16 protein-coding genes are annotated in these 15969 nt (G+C 66.6%); 3 read left to right on the top strand and 13 right to left on the bottom strand.

Features of this window, described 5'->3' with window-relative positions:
• Positions 1 to 187: 187 nt before the first annotated feature.
• On the top strand, positions 188 to 835 hold the full coding sequence (locus D575_RS0112030; RefSeq protein WP_018146170.1) for an HD domain-containing protein: 648 nt from the start codon (positions 188 to 190) through the stop codon (positions 833 to 835).
• 465 nt (positions 836 to 1300) lie between these two features.
• On the opposite strand, the gene D575_RS0112025 is transcribed toward D575_RS0112030, so the two are convergent.
• Together D575_RS0112025 and D575_RS0112020 are read right to left on the bottom strand one after the other, a co-directional pair.
• The gene (locus tag D575_RS0112025; RefSeq protein ID WP_018146169.1) at positions 1301 to 2407 is read right to left on the bottom strand and encodes an SEL1-like repeat protein; all 1107 of its coding nucleotides are present in this window, start codon (positions 2405 to 2407) and stop codon (positions 1301 to 1303) included.
• A 267-nt stretch (positions 2408 to 2674) separates the two neighbouring features.
• Positions 2675 to 4471, bottom strand: a complete 1797-nt coding sequence (locus tag D575_RS0112020; RefSeq protein WP_038032340.1) for an SLC13 family permease — start codon at positions 4469 to 4471, stop codon at positions 2675 to 2677.
• A gap of 94 nt (positions 4472 to 4565) precedes the next feature.
• On the opposite strand from D575_RS0112020, the gene D575_RS14240 reads away from it, so the two are divergent.
• Positions 4566 to 4715, top strand: a complete 150-nt coding sequence (locus D575_RS14240; RefSeq protein ID WP_081612137.1) for an integrase core domain-containing protein — start codon at positions 4566 to 4568, stop codon at positions 4713 to 4715.
• A 96-nt stretch (positions 4716 to 4811) separates the two neighbouring features.
• Positions 4812 to 5546 (top strand): NYN domain-containing protein, encoded by a 735-nt coding sequence (locus D575_RS0112015; RefSeq protein ID WP_018146167.1) that lies wholly within the window; start codon positions 4812 to 4814, stop codon positions 5544 to 5546.
• A 160-nt stretch (positions 5547 to 5706) separates the two neighbouring features.
• Here the strand turns inward: D575_RS0112015 and D575_RS14415 are convergent, their stop codons facing one another.
• The 11 genes from D575_RS14415 to D575_RS0111960 all read right to left on the bottom strand — a co-directional run bounded on the left by D575_RS14415 (position 5707) and on the right by D575_RS0111960 (position 15913).
• The gene (locus D575_RS14415) at positions 5707 to 6081 is read right to left on the bottom strand and encodes a hypothetical protein (protein WP_155985186.1); all 375 of its coding nucleotides are present in this window, start codon (positions 6079 to 6081) and stop codon (positions 5707 to 5709) included.
• A gap of 21 nt (positions 6082 to 6102) precedes the next feature.
• Complete coding sequence (locus D575_RS0112010; RefSeq protein ID WP_018146166.1) at positions 6103 to 6666, bottom strand: GNAT family N-acetyltransferase; 564 nt, start codon at positions 6664 to 6666, stop codon at positions 6103 to 6105.
• A 585-nt stretch (positions 6667 to 7251) separates the two neighbouring features.
• Positions 7252 to 7569 (bottom strand): HigA family addiction module antitoxin, encoded by a 318-nt coding sequence (locus D575_RS0112000; protein WP_018146164.1) that lies wholly within the window; start codon positions 7567 to 7569, stop codon positions 7252 to 7254.
• The gene (locus D575_RS0111995; RefSeq protein ID WP_026182149.1) at positions 7569 to 7847 is read right to left on the bottom strand and encodes a type II toxin-antitoxin system RelE/ParE family toxin; all 279 of its coding nucleotides are present in this window, start codon (positions 7845 to 7847) and stop codon (positions 7569 to 7571) included. Before D575_RS0111995 ends, D575_RS0112000 begins: the two co-directional genes overlap by 1 nt.
• Before the next feature lie 83 nt (positions 7848 to 7930).
• Positions 7931 to 9037, bottom strand: a complete 1107-nt coding sequence (gene modC / locus D575_RS0111990) for a molybdenum ABC transporter ATP-binding protein (protein WP_026182148.1) — start codon at positions 9035 to 9037, stop codon at positions 7931 to 7933.
• Positions 9034 to 9726, bottom strand: a complete 693-nt coding sequence (gene modB / locus D575_RS0111985) for a molybdate ABC transporter permease subunit (protein ID WP_018146161.1) — start codon at positions 9724 to 9726, stop codon at positions 9034 to 9036. Before modB ends, modC begins: the two co-directional genes overlap by 4 nt.
• Positions 9727 to 9732: 6 nt before the next feature.
• Positions 9733 to 10512 carry a molybdate ABC transporter substrate-binding protein gene (gene modA, locus D575_RS0111980; protein WP_018146160.1) on the bottom strand — a complete coding sequence of 260 codons (780 nt, stop codon included), beginning with the start codon at positions 10510 to 10512 and terminating at the stop codon, positions 9733 to 9735.
• 193 nt (positions 10513 to 10705) lie between these two features.
• Positions 10706 to 11092 (bottom strand): winged helix-turn-helix domain-containing protein, encoded by a 387-nt coding sequence (locus D575_RS0111975; RefSeq protein WP_018146159.1) that lies wholly within the window; start codon positions 11090 to 11092, stop codon positions 10706 to 10708.
• Between the two features lie 196 nt (positions 11093 to 11288).
• A complete protein-coding gene (gene acs / locus D575_RS0111970) occupies positions 11289 to 13247 on the bottom strand; it encodes an acetate--CoA ligase (protein ID WP_018146158.1) in 1959 nt (652 codons plus the stop codon).
• A gap of 102 nt (positions 13248 to 13349) precedes the next feature.
• Positions 13350 to 13961 (bottom strand): 3'-5' exonuclease, encoded by a 612-nt coding sequence (locus tag D575_RS0111965; protein WP_018146157.1) that lies wholly within the window; start codon positions 13959 to 13961, stop codon positions 13350 to 13352.
• Between the two features lie 125 nt (positions 13962 to 14086).
• Positions 14087 to 15913 carry a putative nucleotidyltransferase substrate binding domain-containing protein gene (locus D575_RS0111960; RefSeq protein ID WP_018146156.1) on the bottom strand — a complete coding sequence of 609 codons (1827 nt, stop codon included), beginning with the start codon at positions 15911 to 15913 and terminating at the stop codon, positions 14087 to 14089.
• Positions 15914 to 15969 lie beyond the last annotated feature (56 nt).

Raw genomic sequence — 15969 nt, 5'->3', positions numbered from 1 at the left:
TCTTCCGGCTGAGGGGGTACCACTAGCTCCGCCATGATCGGAAGGAGGGGCAACAGGCAAGGTCGACCCCATGCCATGCGCGCACCCAATAGCGTGACGCACTTGACTGAGACCGGCGCCGTAACATGGAGCCCTTCTGATTCGGTTTCTCTACAATACCCGGCATCACACCCTTCCGGATCAACCCATGCAGCTGGAACAACGCGCCCGTTCCTTCGCCATTGCCGCGCATGCGCGCGTCGAGCACGTCTGCCGGTATACCGGCGAGCCCTATATCGTGCATCCGGCGCGGGTTGTGGAACTGCTGCGTTCGGTGCAGCACACCGAGTGCATGCGGGCGGCCGTCTGGCTGCAGGACACCATTCGGGATACCGGGGTAAAACCGGAGACCCTGGAGCGGCTGTTTGGTGCGGAGGTCGCAGAAATGGTGGTGATGATCAGCGACGTGAGTCATCCGGAGGACGGCAACCGGGCCCAGCGCAAGGCGATCGACCGGGCGCATCTGGCGCGGGCGACGGCCCCGGCCAAGACCGTGAAACTGGCCCAGCTGATCGATCTGGCCTGTACCGTATTCATGCATGATCGTGCCTTCACCCCGGTGTTTGTTCGCGAGAAGGCGGCCTGGCTGGAGGTGCTGGAGGGCGGCGACCCGTTGCTCTGGCGCCAGTTGCGGGATCTGACACCGGCCATGCACCCGGAAATGGCGGACAAGGACGCCGACTGGCGTCGAAACTGCCCCTTCGCACGGCGCTCTCCCCTGCGCCGGTACGATGTCGCAGTGGGGCATGGTGTTCGGGAAGGATCCAGTAACCAGGACACGGCTGCGGCCGGGTGAAGCGACAGCCCGAACCGCGCAGGAACAGGAACCCGGTCCCCATTATCGCGGTCGGCGTCTGGTTGTTTCTTGCGCGGGTCTGACACCGTCCCCAGCAGCGGGGGCAGATCAAATTTGTCACGTTGGGAGCAGCGTTGGCCTCACTCGCCGGGGACGCTCGTGGTCCTCGTGCCGATCGGGTGATGGACTACTAACTGGAGGCTCGGCCTTGCGCGCCTCGGGAAGGAAGGGGTCAGACCTGGTCTTTTTCTCTGCCTTCACCACAGGGGCAAAAGGCAAGGTGTGACCCCATGCCACAGCGGGAGATGCCGCATTGCCGTCTGTCTGCGAGCAAGTTGGCCATTTTCGTCCCTGAAATTGTCCGTTTAAGGCTATCTGTGGGCCTGGAAACCGCTATAACCGAAAGTATTTCCGGCTCTTATCGTGGTCCGACCCCGTCGCGCTTGTCGGCGCGTGCACGCTCGCCTATCGAGTGATGGGCGGACCGAAGGGTTCGGTCTTGCGCGTCTCGGCCTCCGCGCGTTGCTCCGGGGTGAGTTGCTGGTGGATGTAGTCGCGCGCCTCGGCCGCCGGCTTGTGGCCCTGATCGGCGGCGCGCGCGAACCAGACCCAGGCGGCGACATAGTCGACCTCCACACCATGGCCCTCGGCCAGCACGATGCCCAGGTTGTACTGCGCCGGTGCCAGACCCTGCCGGGCAGAGGCTTCATACCAGCGCGCCGCCGCCGACTGGTCCCGGGGTAGCCCCAGACCCCGATCCAGCAGGACCCCAAGATTGGCCTGGGCCTGGGGATGGCCCGCTTCGGCCGCCGCCCGATACCAGTGAGCGGCAGCTTCCATGTCTTCCTTTGTGCCCTTGCCATCGCGGCAGAGATTCCCCAGTTTAGCCGCGGCGTCGGGGTCCCCGGCCTCGGCGGCCTGCCGATACCAGCGGACGGCGGCGGTCAGGTCCGGGTCCACTCCATCGCCCTGTTCCAGGGCGAGGGCGAGGTTGAAGGCCGCCTCGCGGTGTCCCGCGTTGGCCGCCTGGGCGTAATACCCGACGGCGGCCGTTCGATCCCGCTCGCAGCCGCTGCCCTGCTGGTGGGCGACCCCAAGGCTGTTCAGGGCATCGGGGTCGCCGCGTTCCGCGGAGCGTTTCCACCACTGGACGGCCTCGGTGGTGGCGGCATCGCCGCCCTGGTTGAGCAGCAGAACCGCCAGATTGTTCTGTGCCGCAACGTGTCCTGACTCGGCCGCGCGGCGATACCAATGCCGGGCCATCTCGGTATCCGCCGGCTCTGCCTTCTCGGCCATCACGCCCAGGTTGAAGCTGGCATCGCTCAGTCCTTGTTCGGCAGCCTGTGTCCAGTATTCGCGTGCACGCGCCGGGTCCGCCTCCAGCCCCAGCCCCTCCGCGTAGAGGATTCCCATGCCGAGCTGCGCCCAGGCCGAGCCACCATCGGCGCGGTCCTCCCAGATATTCCGGGCGGCCCGGTAGTCGCCCCGTTCGAAGGCGAAAAAACCGTCGCGGTCGGCGCCGCCCGGACTGTCGGGGGGCAAGGGGTTGGCAGATGAGGTGGGCGTGTCCATGGCTGATGCGCTCGGTGGCAGGTGACAACCCGAGGATACAGGCCCGGATGCCTACCGCAAGACACAGCACGGAACATCGTCGGGGTTACACGGCTCGCCACCCATTCGCCCGGCCGAGCCGGTCGGTGACGGCCTGTCTCCAGCCTGGACCTTGGCTCTTGATGAAGCTTCACAGGCCACGATCCGGCAGCGACCGCTCGGTCCTCAGTACCTTGTCGAGGTCAGTCCCGGTAATGCGTGGCTGGCCCGGGTCGCCTCTGTAACCTCTTAGGGTGGCCAAATCCACAGGATCAGCGGCACGGCAGTCACGATGACGATCAGCGACAGTGGCAGTCCCATGCGCCAGTAGTCGCGAAATTCGAAGCCACCGGGGGCCATGACCAGCGTGTTCGACTGGTGCCCGATCGGCGTCAGGAAGGCGCAGGACGCACCCACGGCGACCGCCATCAGAAACGGATCCGGCGCGGCCTCCATCGACCGGGCCAGCGCGATCCCCACCGGCGCGGCCAGCACCGCCGCCGCGGCGTTGTTGATCACGTTCGACAGCAGCATCACCACGGCCATTAGCAACGCCAGCATCACGGCGGGGGAGGAGGCCTCGCCCAGCGCGAACAGGCCATCGGCGATCAGCTGCGAGCCGCCGGTCGTCTCCAGCGCCTGACCCACGGGCAGCAGCGCCGCCAGCAGCACGATCACCGGCCACTCGATCCCGCGATACACCTCGCTCGGCCCGATCAGCCCGACCAGCACCATCGCCACCGCGGCCCCGACCAGCGCGGGCGCCGCCGGTACCCAGCCCAGCGCCACCGCGCCCAGCGCCAGCGCAAACAGGCTGCTGGCGAGGATCACCTTGCGCGGCCGGGTGATGCGTAGCCCGCGCGAGGCCAGCGGCAGGCAGCCGAGCTCGCTCAGCGCGGCGGGCAGTTCCTCCTCGCCGCCCTGCACCAGCAGGATGTCCCCGGCGCGGAACCGCACCTTGTCCAGGCGCTCGCTCCGGCGCACGCCCTGGCGCGCAACGGCCAGCACATTCACCGCGTAGCGCTGGCGCAGTTCCAGGGCGCTGGCCGTGGTCCCGACCAGGCGCGAGCCGGGCGTGACGATCGCCTCCTCCAGTGCCAGTTCGCCCAGCGCGTTCTCGCGCTTTTCATCGTTGCCTTCCTGCTCGGCCTGCTCTTCCGCCTCCTCGACCCGCGCCTCCAGCTCCATCTCGGTCACGTCCAGCAGCGTCTTCAGGCTGTCGGAGTCCGCCTCGACCAGCAGGATGTCGTCCGCGCGCAGCACCTCGTAGATGGCGGGCATCGGCTCGCGGCGTTCCCCGCGCACCAGCCCGACCACGACCACCTCGGCCTCGCCGCGCAGCTCGCGCATCAGCTCGTAGACAGTGTGGCCGACATAGCGGTTGCCCTCCGGCACCCGCACCTCGGTCAGGTAGGCGCTGATCTCGAACAGCTCGCCGCTGGCGGCCGGGCGCTCCCGCTGCGGCGTCAGCCGCCAGCCGATCAGTGCGATGAAGATCACGCCGACCACCGCGATCCCAAACCCCACCGGGAGGAAGTCGAACATCGCAAACGCGGTGCCCGTCGCCTCCGCGCGGTACTCGGCGATGATGATATTCGGCGGCGTGCCGATCATGGTCAGCATCCCGCCCAGCAGCGAGCCGAACGCCAGCGGCATCAGCAGGAACGCGGGCGAACGCCCGCTCTGGCGTGCCATCCAGATGGCCACGGGCATCAGCAGGGCCAGCGCGCCCACGTTGTTCATGAACCCCGAGGCCAGTGCCACGACCCCCGTGAGGGCCGCCACCTGCACCCAGGGCTGGTCACCCACACGGGTGAGCTGGCGCGCCACCGTGTCCACGACCCCGGCGTTCAACAAGCCCCGGCTCAGCACCAGCACTGCAGCGACCGTGATCACCGCCGGGTGGCCGAAGCCGGAGAACATCTCGCGAAACGGGACCAGCCCGAGAAAGGCCGCTGCCAGCAGCGCCCCGATCGCCACGATGTCGTAGCGCCAGCGGTTCCAGACGAACAACGCCAGGGTCACCGCTAGCAACCCGAAGATCATCCACTGCTCGGCCGTCACTCACCGCTCCCTCGGGTGTCCCTTTCACCCAATGTAGGGCCTTCGCGGGTTACGTGCACCGTTTTCGGCGGCAAGCGTGCGGTGCATCAGAAACGGCCAATGGCACACCGAGCAGTGGCTGCAGGACTACAACGAAACCATCCCCCACGATTCGCTGGGGGACCTGACGCCGGTCGAATACCGGCAGCTACACCACCCGGAAACCTCTGGTTATGCGTGGACCTAATCCGGGGAAGTGGACAGTGGGGCGGTTGGTAGGCGTTGCCGCATGTACACTTCTAAGACCAAGACCGGATTGTTGCGGCAGTAGGAGAGCTGGGCGATGAGTAAGGACAGCAACCTCGCGGTGTTGATCGACGCGGACAATGTGCAGCCGGCCATTGTGGATGGGCTTCTCGCAGAGATTGCCAAGTACGGTACGGCAAGCGTCAAGCGGATTTATGGTGACTGGACAGGGCCTGCACTCAAAGGCTGGAAGGAGGCGCTTTTGCAGCATTCCATCCAGCCGGTGCAGCAGTTCGGTTATACCCGCGGCAAAAATGCGACCGACAGTGCACTGATCATCGACGCGATGGATCTGTTGTACACCGGCAATTTTGGCGGATTTTGCCTGGTTTCCAGCGATAGTGACTTCACGCGGCTTGCCTCGAGGATTCGCGAGTCCGGGCTGACTGTGTATGGCTTTGGCGAGCGGAAGACCCCTGCACCCCTCGTTGTAGCCTGCGACAAGTTTATCTACACCGAGGTCCTCACCGAGGGCAATGAAGAAGAGCAGCAATCACGGAAGCGCTCCGCCAAAGAACTCAAATCCGATACCCGACTGGTGAATGCGTTGCGCAATGCAGTCGAGGGCTCGTCGGACGAGGACGGCTGGGCACAACTGGGGCCGGTCGGTAGCAATATCGCGAAGCAGAGCCCGGAGTTCGATGCGCGCAACTTTGGTTACCGCAAGCTGCGCGATCTGGTCGAGGCGACCGGGTTGTTCGAGGTTCAGGAACGCTCCGCAGCCGATGGTGCATCCAAGGTCATCTACGTACGGGACAAGCGCAGGCCGTAGGTCGCGCCCTGGGCCGGGTATCTCCGAAGCCTCTGTTGGCAGGCTCTGAAGTCCTTGGCAGCCCATTTCTAGGCCGAAAATTGGCTGTTTAAGGCCGTATGAGGCGCTTGGTCTGTCTCTTTCCGCACTATGTTCAGTGTCTTACCGAGGTCCGACCTCATCAGGATTTCCTCTCGCCACACGGAGCCGCCGGTAATTCGCCTTCCAGAGTTCGCTGCCATGCCGTGGCAACTTCCTGAGAACTGAATATCCCATGTAAGTTTCCACTAGGAATTGGCGTCCATATGGTCGCCCTCGAAAACTGGCGACCAATGACAACGATGCGGGTCATTTTACCGATGTTTGCTTCCGTGAACGTCTCAAAGCTGGTGGCACCTAGTTCTGTCAACTTGACGTAAACCGGCCAGCCCATATCTGTCCTTTCCCCTGTCATTGATTTCTGCACATAGGGCGAGCACAGATGAAACTCCAGCTCAGTGTCTGCTACCACAATGGCAGGAGTAACCAGCAACAGAACAGCGATCCATTTCAGCATGACGATTGCCTAAGGCCAAGCTCAGCCGGGGAAGGCCGCATCGGGGCCTGATGTCGGCTGGAGCCGCGTGTTAGAGCATTTTCGTAGCACGGTAAGGTCAAGTGCGGCGTGAAGCGGGTCCCCAACACCGGCGTCTACGGGGTACGGAAGCCGGTTGCCGGCCTCGGCATATCCCCTTCGGAGGTAATACTGGACAAGTTCCCGACGCGCGGACACGACTACCAACACGAACACCTCCACCCCCGGCACGGTGCTCGCCCATGCCTGCGCGCGCACGAGAAGCGAGTTACCTATCCCCTTAGCCTGCATTCCTGGCGCGACCGCAAGCATGCCGATATGCGCCTCCCTTCCTTTAACGTCAACCTGAACGCAGCCGACAATTCGCCCATCATCCAACGCGAGAATAATCCTCGCCAGCCCCATTGCCGCCCCGATCTGCATCGGATTGGTTCTCTGGCCTCCAAGCAAAAGCGATTCGTGAGTCCAGCCCTCGTCTCCAGTGCTGGGCCGATATGCGGAATTCACAAGCCGAGCGATGTCCTCCACATCGCCTGGTGTCGCCGTCCGATACACCAAATCGACCATTACCTTCTCCGCGGCTCTAACAGTGATTAGGTAGCGTGCACGGATATTGGTTGAACGTGCGCGCTATATCTTGAACGAGCGGAGGGAAGCACTGCATTGCCGATTTCCTGCGCGCTGGTCGGCCATTTTCACGCCTGAAATTGGCCGTTTAAGGCCTTCTCTGGGCCTGCAGTAGCTTACCGAGGTCCGACCCCATAACGCTCCAACGCTGCCGAGAAAAGTCGGTTTCCTGTCCTCATGTCCTCAGGCCGCGTCGATAACGCTTGCAACTCCCGATAAGGAGATACCAACCAAAAGAAGGGTTAGCCCAATCTGTGCAGCCCGTAGCCAGCCGCCAACGATCGTCACGTGTGTAACTGGCTTCCCGTTTGCATACGTATCTCGGCTTGGGGAGATCTTTATTCCTCGGAATGAGAAGAGAGCCAAAACCAATGTCCCTATGATTTGCAGAATGGCGGAAAGGCCGACGAGGTACACCATATGCTCTTTCACGAAGATAGCTAGATCGAACATGTTAAAAGGCCTTTCGAATCCTTGTCCTATCGAGGTCTGACCCGGTGATGCCCACCGACTGTGTAATGTGACTTACGCCGTTGGTTGTCCCTTGCCGGCGTGTTCGTCGAAGCGAATCTGCTGGACGGCATCCAGCTTCACGTGCCTGCGCGCACACCAGAGGTCGTGCTGGTCCTGCATGGCTAGCCAGCTTTCGGGTGAGCGGCCGAGCGTCTTCGATAGGCGCAGTGCCATCTCGGGGCTAACGCCGCTTCGGCCCTGAAGGACACGACCGAGTGTGGAGGGCGAGACATCAAGCTTGTCTGCCAACTGACGCGCGCTCAGGTCGTACGGTTGCAGATAGACCTCGCGAATGAACTCACCCGGGTGCGGGGGGTTGTGCATGGTCATCAGTGATAATCCTCATAGTCCAGGATGTGGACATTGCCGTCACGGAACTCGAAGGTCAGGCGCCAGTTGCCGCTGACCCGGATGGTCCAGCGTCCTTGCGCCGAGCCCTTGAGTGGGTGCAAGTGGAAGCCGGGGATATCCACGTCCTCGATTGAGGAAGCGGTATCCAGGGCCGCCAACTGCATCCTCAGCCGCTTCGCGTGCCGAGGCTGTATCCCGGTGACGCTTCCCGACTCGTAGAAACGGCGCAGTCCCTTGTGCCGAAACGACTTGATCATTTCTCAAGTGTAGCGCATTGCGCGACGCTCGACATTCTGGTTGCCGATATCGGATGGCCCGGCACGCAGGGCACTAGCTGTGATCAGTCGAGGAAGGCGACGGATTTGACGAGGGCGTGGGCGCGGGTGCCGGGCTGGAGGGCGAGGCGTTCGGTGGAGAGGCGGGTGAGTTCGGCCATCAGGGTCTGGCCGTCGTCCTGGCGGCAGGTGGCGAGGATGCGGGCGGGGCCGTGGTGGCCGGGGGCTTCGTCCAGGGACTCGATGGTGACGGGGATGATGTTGAGGATGGAGACGTCCTGGGGTGGGGTCAGGGCGATGGAGACGTCGCGGGCGTCGATGCGCAGGCGGGCCTCGCTGCCGGCGCCGTTGGTGGAGCCGGGCGTGGCCGGAACGCGATAGCGTGCGTCCGGGGAGCCGAAGGGGTGCAGGCCGTGTTCGTCTGGCGGACCCAGCTCGCCCTGCAGGACAGATACGGCGCCCTCGTCGCGGAACAGGGGGGAATCGGTGCGGGCGAGGGCCTCGCGCAGGGGTTCCAGGCGTTCGAGCTGGCCGTCGTGCATGAAGGCGACGCGGTGGGCCAGGCGTTCGACCTCGTCCGGGGCGTGGGTCACCAATAGCGTGGGGATGCCGGTCCTGTCGGACAGGCGGGCGAGGAAGGGCATGATCTCGCGCTTGGTCTGGGTGTCCAGCGCATTCAACGGTTCGTCGAGCAGCAGCAGGTCGGGGCTGATGAGCAAGGCGCGGCCCAGCGCCACGCGCTGGCGCTGGCCTCCGGAGAGCTGGTCGGCGCGGCGCTCCAGCAGCTCGGTGATGCCGAGGAGGTCGGCGACCTCGTCCAGGTGCAGGCGGCGCAGGGGCTCCGGGGTGCGTTTGTAGCCGTAGAGCAGGTTGCCGCGCACGGAGAGGTGCGGGAGGAGGGTGGACTCCTGGAACACCAGTCCGACGCGGCGGCGGTGCAGCGGGACGAAGGTCTTGCCGGATTGCCAGATGGTGCCGCCGAAGTGCACCTCGGCGCCGGGCGGATGCTCTAGGCCGGCGATGATGCGGAGGAGGGTGGTCTTGCCGCAGCCGGAGCGGCCGAACAGGGCGGTGACGCCCTCCAGCGGGAAGGCGGTGTCGACGTCCAGTGCGAAGCCCGCGCGTTCGAGGCGCGCCTTGATGCGCAAGGTTTCGCTTGTGGGTCGGTTCACAGGCGCACCGTGTCGAAGCGACGGTTGATCGCGTAGACCACGAACAGCACCACGAAGGCGAAGATGAGCAGCCCGAGCGACAGGCGATGCGCGGAGGCGAAGTCCATCGCCTCGGCGTGGTCGTAGATCAGGATGGACAGCACCTGGGTCTCGCCGGGGATGGCGCCGCCCAGCATCAGGATTACGCCGAACTCGCCGAGGGTGTGGGCGAAGGCGAGCGTGGCGGCGACGATGAAGCCGCCGCGCGACATCGGCAGGACCACGGTAAAGAAGCGGTCCATGCGCCCCGCGCCCAGCGAGCCGGCGATCTCGGTCGGCCGGCGGCCGAGGTTGGCAAAGGCCTGCTGCAGGGGCTGCACGGCGAATGGCAGGGAGTAGATCACTGAGGCGATCAGGATGCCCTGGAAGGTGAACGCCAGGTGGTTCAGGCCCAGGTTCTCCAGCGTGCTGCCGACCGGGCCGGCCGGGCCCAGCAGGACCAGCAGATAGAAGCCGAGCACGGTGGGCGGCAGCACCAGCGGCAGGGCGACCAGTGCCTGCACCGTCGTACGCAGGCCGCCGGGGGCGCGGCCGTTGGCCAGCCACCAGGCGATGGGGGTGGCGATGACCAGCAGGATCAGCGTGGTGTACAGCGCAAGCTTGAGGGTGACCTCGATCGCCATCCAGTCCGTGGGGCTCAGCTCGAACATGTCGGGTTACGGGGTGGCGTCGTCGGGCAGCTCTTCGCCGGGCATCACGAAGCCGTAGCGGCGCATGATGTCGCGGGCGGTGTCGCCGTTCATGTAGTCCGAGAAGCGGTGCGCCGTGTCGTTGTGTTCACCGCGTCGGGTGATGATGAAGCCCTGGGTGAGTGGTTCGTGCAGGGCGTGGTCGATCAGGTAGTGCGGGTGTTCGGCGAGGTCCGGGAACTCGGCCAGCGACAGGGCGATGATGCCGATCTCGGCACCGCCGGCCTGGATCATGCGCGCGGTCTGGGCGATGTTGTCGCCGTTGACGATCTTGGACTGCAGATCCTCCCAGACGCCGACGGACTTGAGCGCTTCCATCGCGCGCACGCCGTAGGGCGCGTGGGTGGGCGAGGCGATGGCGACGCGGCGGATATCGTCGCGCAGCAGGTCTTCCAGCGTCATCGTGGAGGCATCCATGCGGTTGCTCCACAGCACGATGCGGCCGATGGCGTAGACCTCCGGTTCGGTGACCGCGTGGCCCTCGGCGTGCAGTTTCTGCGGGTAGGCGATGTCGGCGGAGAAGAATACGTCGTAGGGGGCGCCGTTCATGATCTGCGTGGTCATGCGGCCGGAGGAGCCGTAGGTGACGCGTACGGCATCGTCCGGGTGCGTCTCGCGGTAGGCGTCCAGGATCTCGTCCAGGGCAAAGCGCAGGTCGGAGGCGGCGGCGATGGTCAGCGGGCCGCTGGTGGTGGCCAGGCCGGGCAGCAGGAGCAGCAGGGTCAGGAAGAGGGCGCGCAGGTGCATGGTGTAGGTTGTTCCCTGTGGCTGGGTCTTGGTGGGCTCGGGTGGTTCCGTTGGGAGACTGCTTCGCCGCGCTGCTCCTCGCAGTGACGCGGCGCTTGTCTGGGTGGATATGCGTTTCGTTATATTTCAGTTTGCATATCGGTTGGCGCAATGATGCGGGGACCAGGGAGACCCGTCAAGGCTGGGGTCGGGGTTACGGCTTGGGGTCGTCGGCGAGGAAGTCGGCGAAGGCGTGCAGCTCGTCGCGCAGGGCCTCGCAGGCCTGACGTTCCATGTCGCGGTAGCGCGCCAGGACGGTCTCGCCGAATTCGGTGACCTGTGCGCCCCCGCCGCCGGAGCCGCCCTTGGCCGTGGCCACCACCGGTTCGCGGAAGCTCTGGTTCATGGTCTCGACCAGGTCCCAGGCGCGGCGGTAGGACATACCCACACTGCGGGCGGCCGCGGAGATCGAGCCCTTGTCGCGGATGGCCTCCAGCAGCATGGCCTTGCCCGGGCCCATGGCCGTGACCTCGCCCAGCAGCACGCGCAGGCGCGGGGCCTGGGGGTGGTCCTTGGGGTTGCCGGAGTGGTGGGTGCTCATGCGTTGTGGGGCCTGGGGTTTGCCGGTGATAGTGCCGGGGAAGGCTGGCGATTGCGAATGATAACCCCCGAACTGTAGGAGCCCAGCCTCTGGGCGATGGGGTGCTGGACAGGCCCCATCGCCCAGAGGCTGGGCTCCTACAGGGAGAGCCGAGAAAAGCCGAGAAAAGCCGGGGCGCGGGGCCCCGGCCCGGGGCTCAGGCCTTGCCCTGGAGCTGCGGGATGACGGCCTCGTTCTCCAGCGTGGAGGTGTCGGAGGTGATCTCCTCGCCCTTGGCGATGGAGCGCAGCAGGCGGCGCATGATCTTGCCGGAGCGGGTCTTGGGCAGGCCGTCGGCAAAGCGGATGTCGTCCGGCTTGGCGATCGGGCCGATCTGGTCGGCGACCCAGTTGCGCAGTTCCTTGACCATCTCCTCGGCCTCGTCGCCGGTCAGGCGATCGCCCTGCAGGATCACGAAGGCCACGATGGCCTCGCCCTTCACGTCATGCGGGCGGCCGACCACGGCGGCCTCGGCGACCGCCTTGTGCGCGACCAGGGCGGATTCGACCTCCATGGTGCCCATGCGGTGGCCGGAGACGTTCAGCACGTCGTCGATGCGGCCCATGATCCAGAAGTTGCCCTCGGCGTCGCGGCGGGCGGAGTCGCCGGCCAGGTAGTACTTGCCGCCGAACTTGGGCCAGTAGGTGTCCTTGTAGCGCTGGTCGTCGCCCCAGACGGTGCGCAGCATATGCGGCCAGGGCTTCTTGATGACCAGGTAGCCGCCCTCGTCTGCGCCCAGGCTCTTGCCGTCCTCGTCCACCACGTCGGCCGCAATGCCGGGAAGGGCCTGGGTGCAGGAGCCGGGGACCAGCGTGGTCGCGCCCGGGATCGGGGCGATCATGTTGGCGCCGGTCTCCGTCTGCCACCAGGTATCGACGATCGGGCAGCGCTCTTCGCCGACGGTGGTGTAGTACCACATCCAGGCCTCGGGGTTGATCGGTTCGCCGACCGTGCCCAGCAGACGCAGCTTGGACAGGTCGTACTGTTTCGGCAGGTCGGGGCCGGCCTTCATCAGCGCGCGGATGGCGGTGGGGGCGGTGTAGAACACGGTCACGCCGTGGTCCTGGCACATCTTCCACCAGCGCCCGGCGTCGGGCACGGTCGGGGTGCCCTCGTAGACCACCTGGGTGGCGCCCACGGCCAGCGGGCCGTAGGCGACATAGGTGTGGCCGGTGATCCAGCCGACATCCGCGGTGCACCAGTAGACGTCGTCGCCCTGCAGGTCGAACACCCACTCGTTGGTGACGATCGCGCCCAGCAGGTAACCGGCACTGGAGTGCTGGATGCCCTTGGGCTTGCCGGTGGAGCCGGAGGTGTAGAGCAGGAATAGCGGGTGCTCGGCCTCCACCCATTCCGGCTCGCAGTCGACGGATTCGCCGTCCACGGCGTCTTCCCACCAGACGTCGCGGTCGGCGTGCATGGTCACGTCGTTGCCGGCCCGCTTGCAGACGACCACTTTCTCGACGTCGCCCGGGTTGGAGTCCAGGGCCTTGTCGACGTTGGCCTTGAGCCCCACGACCTTGCCGCCGCGCTCGCCGCCGTCGGCGGTGATCACGACCTTGGAGCCGGAGTCCACCACGCGGTCACGCAGGGCGTCCGCGGAGAAGCCGCCGAACACCACCGAGTGGATCGCGCCGATGCGGGCGCAGGCCTGCATGGCGATCACGGCCTCGGCGTTCATCGGCATGTAGATGATGACGCGGTCGCCCTTCACCACGCCCATGCCCTTGAGGGCGTTGGCGAGCTTGCCGACCTCGTTGTAGAGGTCACCGTAGGTGAGGTGGCGGGTGTCGCCGTTCTCCGCCTCGAAGACGATCGCGGTCTTGTTGCCGCGGACTTCCAGGTGGCGATCGATGCAGTTGTAGGAGACGTTCATGCGCCCGTCGGCGAACCACTGGTAATGCGGCGCCTTGGACTCGTCGAGGCCCTGGGTGAACTCGGTCTGCCAGTCGATCTTCTCGCGCGCGAGATCGCACCAGAAGCCCTCGTAGTCGGCCTCGGCCTTCTGGTGCAGGGCCTCGAGATCGGCCGGCTTCAGGCGGGCGTTTTCGGTGAACTCCGCCGGCGGCGCAAAGTGGCGCGTCTCGGTGAGGGTGGACTCGATGTTGTCACTCATCAGGGCCTCCAGATCGGTTTTTGGTATGGGGTATGGGAGTGGCCAACCGCCAGCCCCTTTGGTGGGTGCGAGGATAGCATGCGAACCGGGCGCTGGCCGCGCTTACCAGAGCCACGCGGGGCGGAACAGCACGCGCCCCAGTGGCAGTTTTCCGTCCGGCGATTGCCGGCTCAGCAGCGCGGCGAACAGCTCGCCCGCGGCGATGGCGTCGAACAACGCGTCGTGCGCGCGATAGGCCGGCAGGTTGTAGCGCGCGCGCAGGGTATGCAGGCGCAGCCCGTGGGCCGGGATCGGCTGGCCGGCGCGGCGCAGGGCCGTCTCCGCCAGGCGCAATGTGTCCACGATGGCCAGCGGGGCGCGCACGCCGTACAGGCGCTGGCAGGCCTGCTCGAGGAAGCCGATCTCCAGGGCCGCGTGGTGCGCCACCATGACGCGCCCGGCGAGCGCATGGAACAGGGCGTTCAGGGCCTCGTCCAGCGGTACCCCGCGGGCGGCGCGCCGATCGGTGATGCGGTGGATGACGGCGCTGGCCTCCGGCACGGGCCCTTCGGCGCGCACCAGGCGTTGGTCCGCGGTGGCGAGGTCGATGCGCGGGCCCTCCATCGCCACCCAGCCCATGCTCAGGATGCGGTCGTGTTCCGGGTCCAGGCCGGTGGTTTCCAGATCCACTGCGAGAAAGCGGCTGGCGGCCACCGGCTGGCCGGCGGGCGGCATGGGGGCCTCGAGGAGTTCGCGCAGCGGGCCCGGCGGGGCGCGGCGTGCGGCCCGACGCCGGGCGCGGCAGAAGCGCCAGTGGCCAGGCGGGCGGAGCCATGTGGCAGCGTGCAGAGGGCAGACCATCAGAGGGCCGTCTTGCGGGCGTCGTTCACCAGGCGGAAGGCGGTCTTCAGGTGACTGCGCTCCAGGGTGGACAGTCCGGCCGGGTCCAGCGCGTTGTCCGGGGGCTGGCCGTTGCGGATCTGGCGAGCCTGATGGCGGGCGCGCAGGTTCGCGATGTACAGCCAGGCATCGGCCAGGTTGTCGGCCGTGCTCTCGTGGATAACCCCTGCCCGGGCCGCGGCGCTCAGGCGTTCCACCGTGCTGCGTGCCGCGCTGCCGGCGCGCAGGGCAAAGACCCGTGCCATGGCGACGATCGGCAGCAGCCCACGCATCTTCAGGTCGAGGGTGTCGGCGTGTGCGCCGCTGTCCTCCAGCACGAACTGGCGGAAGAAGCCGAGCGGCGGGGGCAGGTTGCGCGCCTGGTCGGCCAGGGTGCTCAGCAGGGCCTCGTGGCGCGCACCTACCTCCAATGCCTGTTGGCGCAATGGTTCGAACAGTTCGGCTGCACCGTGGATCACGCGCATGTCGAGGTAGTGGGTGGCCAGCATCGCATCGCGTGGGGCCGGGTGGTGCAGCACGCGTTCCATCTCGCGCGCCCAGTCGGCCGCGGGTCGGCGCCAGTCGGGATGGGTGGGATCGACATCGCCGGGGCAGGCGCGGATGCCGCAGGCGTCGAGGCCGGCGGTTACCCCGCGGGCAAGCTCCGCGAACCAGACGTCGACGTCCGGCGAGGCGTCATCGGCAATGATGAGAGCGGTGTCCTGGTCAGTGAACACGGTCTGCTCGTGGCGGCCCTGGCTGCCGCTCGCAAGCCAGGCAAAGGCGCAGGGTGCCGGGCCGCGGTCGCGTTCGTCCAGCTCGATCAGGCGCTGGGTGAGTGTGTCGATCACCGTGGTAACCGTCTGGGTGAGTTGGGCGGCGTCGGCGCCGGCCTCCACCAGTTGCACCTGCAACTGGGGCAGGGCCTGCATTACACCCTGCAGGCCGGCAAGGTCGTCGGCCCGGCGCAGGTCGCGCACCAGGTAGATGGCGCTGGTCCCCTGGTGGCGGATCAGGTCGGTGCTGGAGAGGATGCCGGCCAGGGTCCCGTCGGCCTCGTGGACGACCGGGAGGTGGTGGATGTCGTGGCGCGCCATGCGCAGCAGGGCCTCGAAGGCGGGGGTGCCGCGCGCAACCGTGGTCAGCGGGCTGGCCATGGATTCGGCAACGGGCTGGCCGGGGTCCACGCCGTTGGCGACCGCACGGCGCAGGTCGGTGTCGGTGAGGATGCCGCAGGGTTCGCCCGGGCGCTCGGGCGTGTGCAGCAGCAGTGCGGAAATGTCGCCCCGGTCCATCAGGCGCGCGGCCTCGCGCAGGCTGAGCGTGCTGACGGCCAGTATCGGGTCGCAGGTCATCAGGGCGCGCACTGGCGTCGTTAGCAGGCTGCGGTCGCCGTGCCCGCCCTGTGCTGTGCGGTCAGCGGCCAGTGGGCGCGGGGCGTCGGCGTCGAGGAACTGGGCGATGGCGTCGTCGCGCGCGGCCAGCTCAAGGGCGCGATCCAGCGGCAGGTGGTAGACCAGGGCGTCCTCGGTGACCGGGCCGAGCGGGCGCGCCGGGGTGTTGGGGATGTGCACCAGATCGCCCTCGCCCAGGCGGTCGTGCAGGGTGTCCTGCGCGTCGCGGATCTCCAGCGTGCCGGTGCGCACGATCCACAGGCCGGGTTCGGCGTCCGGGGGAAAGCTGGTGCCCTCGCGCAGGTAGCGCAGAGTGAGCTGGCGCAGAAAGGCATCCCGGCTGGCCTTTGGCAGGGGGGCCAGATCGGGGCAGTGGTCGAGAAACTCGCGGATCTCTTCGAGTTCGCCGTTCATGCGTGGGTCCGTATGGGGTGGGGCAACCGGCAATCGACCGGGGTGGGGTCGATTGC

The organism is Thioalkalivibrio sp. AKL6, from assembly GCF_000376905.1.
In the GTDB taxonomy this organism is placed as follows: domain Bacteria; phylum Pseudomonadota; class Gammaproteobacteria; order Ectothiorhodospirales; family Ectothiorhodospiraceae; genus Thioalkalivibrio; species Thioalkalivibrio versutus.
Note: the sequence above shows the minus strand (reverse complement) of the source record. Positions and strands in the feature narration are given on the sequence as shown.

What these genes read in the sequence shown, in the direction of transcription:
- D575_RS0112030 (WP_018146170.1), top strand. Translation starts at nt 188, where the DNA reads ATGCAGCTGGAACAACGCGCCCGTTCCTTCGCCATTGCCGCGCATGCG.
- D575_RS0112025 (WP_018146169.1), bottom strand. Translation starts at nt 2,407, where the DNA reads ATGGACACGCCCACCTCATCTGCCAACCCCTTGCCCCCCGACAGTCCG.
- D575_RS0112020 (WP_038032340.1), bottom strand. Translation starts at nt 4,471, where the DNA reads ATGATCTTCGGGTTGCTAGCGGTGACCCTGGCGTTGTTCGTCTGGAAC.
- D575_RS0112015 (WP_018146167.1), top strand. Translation starts at nt 4,812, where the DNA reads ATGAGTAAGGACAGCAACCTCGCGGTGTTGATCGACGCGGACAATGTG.
- D575_RS14415 (WP_155985186.1), bottom strand. Translation starts at nt 6,081, where the DNA reads ATGCTGAAATGGATCGCTGTTCTGTTGCTGGTTACTCCTGCCATTGTG.
- D575_RS0112010 (WP_018146166.1), bottom strand. Translation starts at nt 6,666, where the DNA reads ATGGTCGATTTGGTGTATCGGACGGCGACACCAGGCGATGTGGAGGAC.
- D575_RS0112000 (WP_018146164.1), bottom strand. Translation starts at nt 7,569, where the DNA reads ATGACCATGCACAACCCCCCGCACCCGGGTGAGTTCATTCGCGAGGTC.
- D575_RS0111995 (WP_026182149.1), bottom strand. Translation starts at nt 7,847, where the DNA reads ATGATCAAGTCGTTTCGGCACAAGGGACTGCGCCGTTTCTACGAGTCG.
- modB (WP_018146161.1), bottom strand. Translation starts at nt 9,726, where the DNA reads ATGTTCGAGCTGAGCCCCACGGACTGGATGGCGATCGAGGTCACCCTC.
- modA (WP_018146160.1), bottom strand. Translation starts at nt 10,512, where the DNA reads ATGCACCTGCGCGCCCTCTTCCTGACCCTGCTGCTCCTGCTGCCCGGC.
- D575_RS0111975 (WP_018146159.1), bottom strand. Translation starts at nt 11,092, where the DNA reads ATGAGCACCCACCACTCCGGCAACCCCAAGGACCACCCCCAGGCCCCG.
- acs (WP_018146158.1), bottom strand. Translation starts at nt 13,247, where the DNA reads ATGAGTGACAACATCGAGTCCACCCTCACCGAGACGCGCCACTTTGCG.
- D575_RS0111965 (WP_018146157.1), bottom strand. Translation starts at nt 13,961, where the DNA reads ATGCCGCCCGCCGGCCAGCCGGTGGCCGCCAGCCGCTTTCTCGCAGTG.
- D575_RS0111960 (WP_018146156.1), bottom strand. Translation starts at nt 15,913, where the DNA reads ATGAACGGCGAACTCGAAGAGATCCGCGAGTTTCTCGACCACTGCCCC.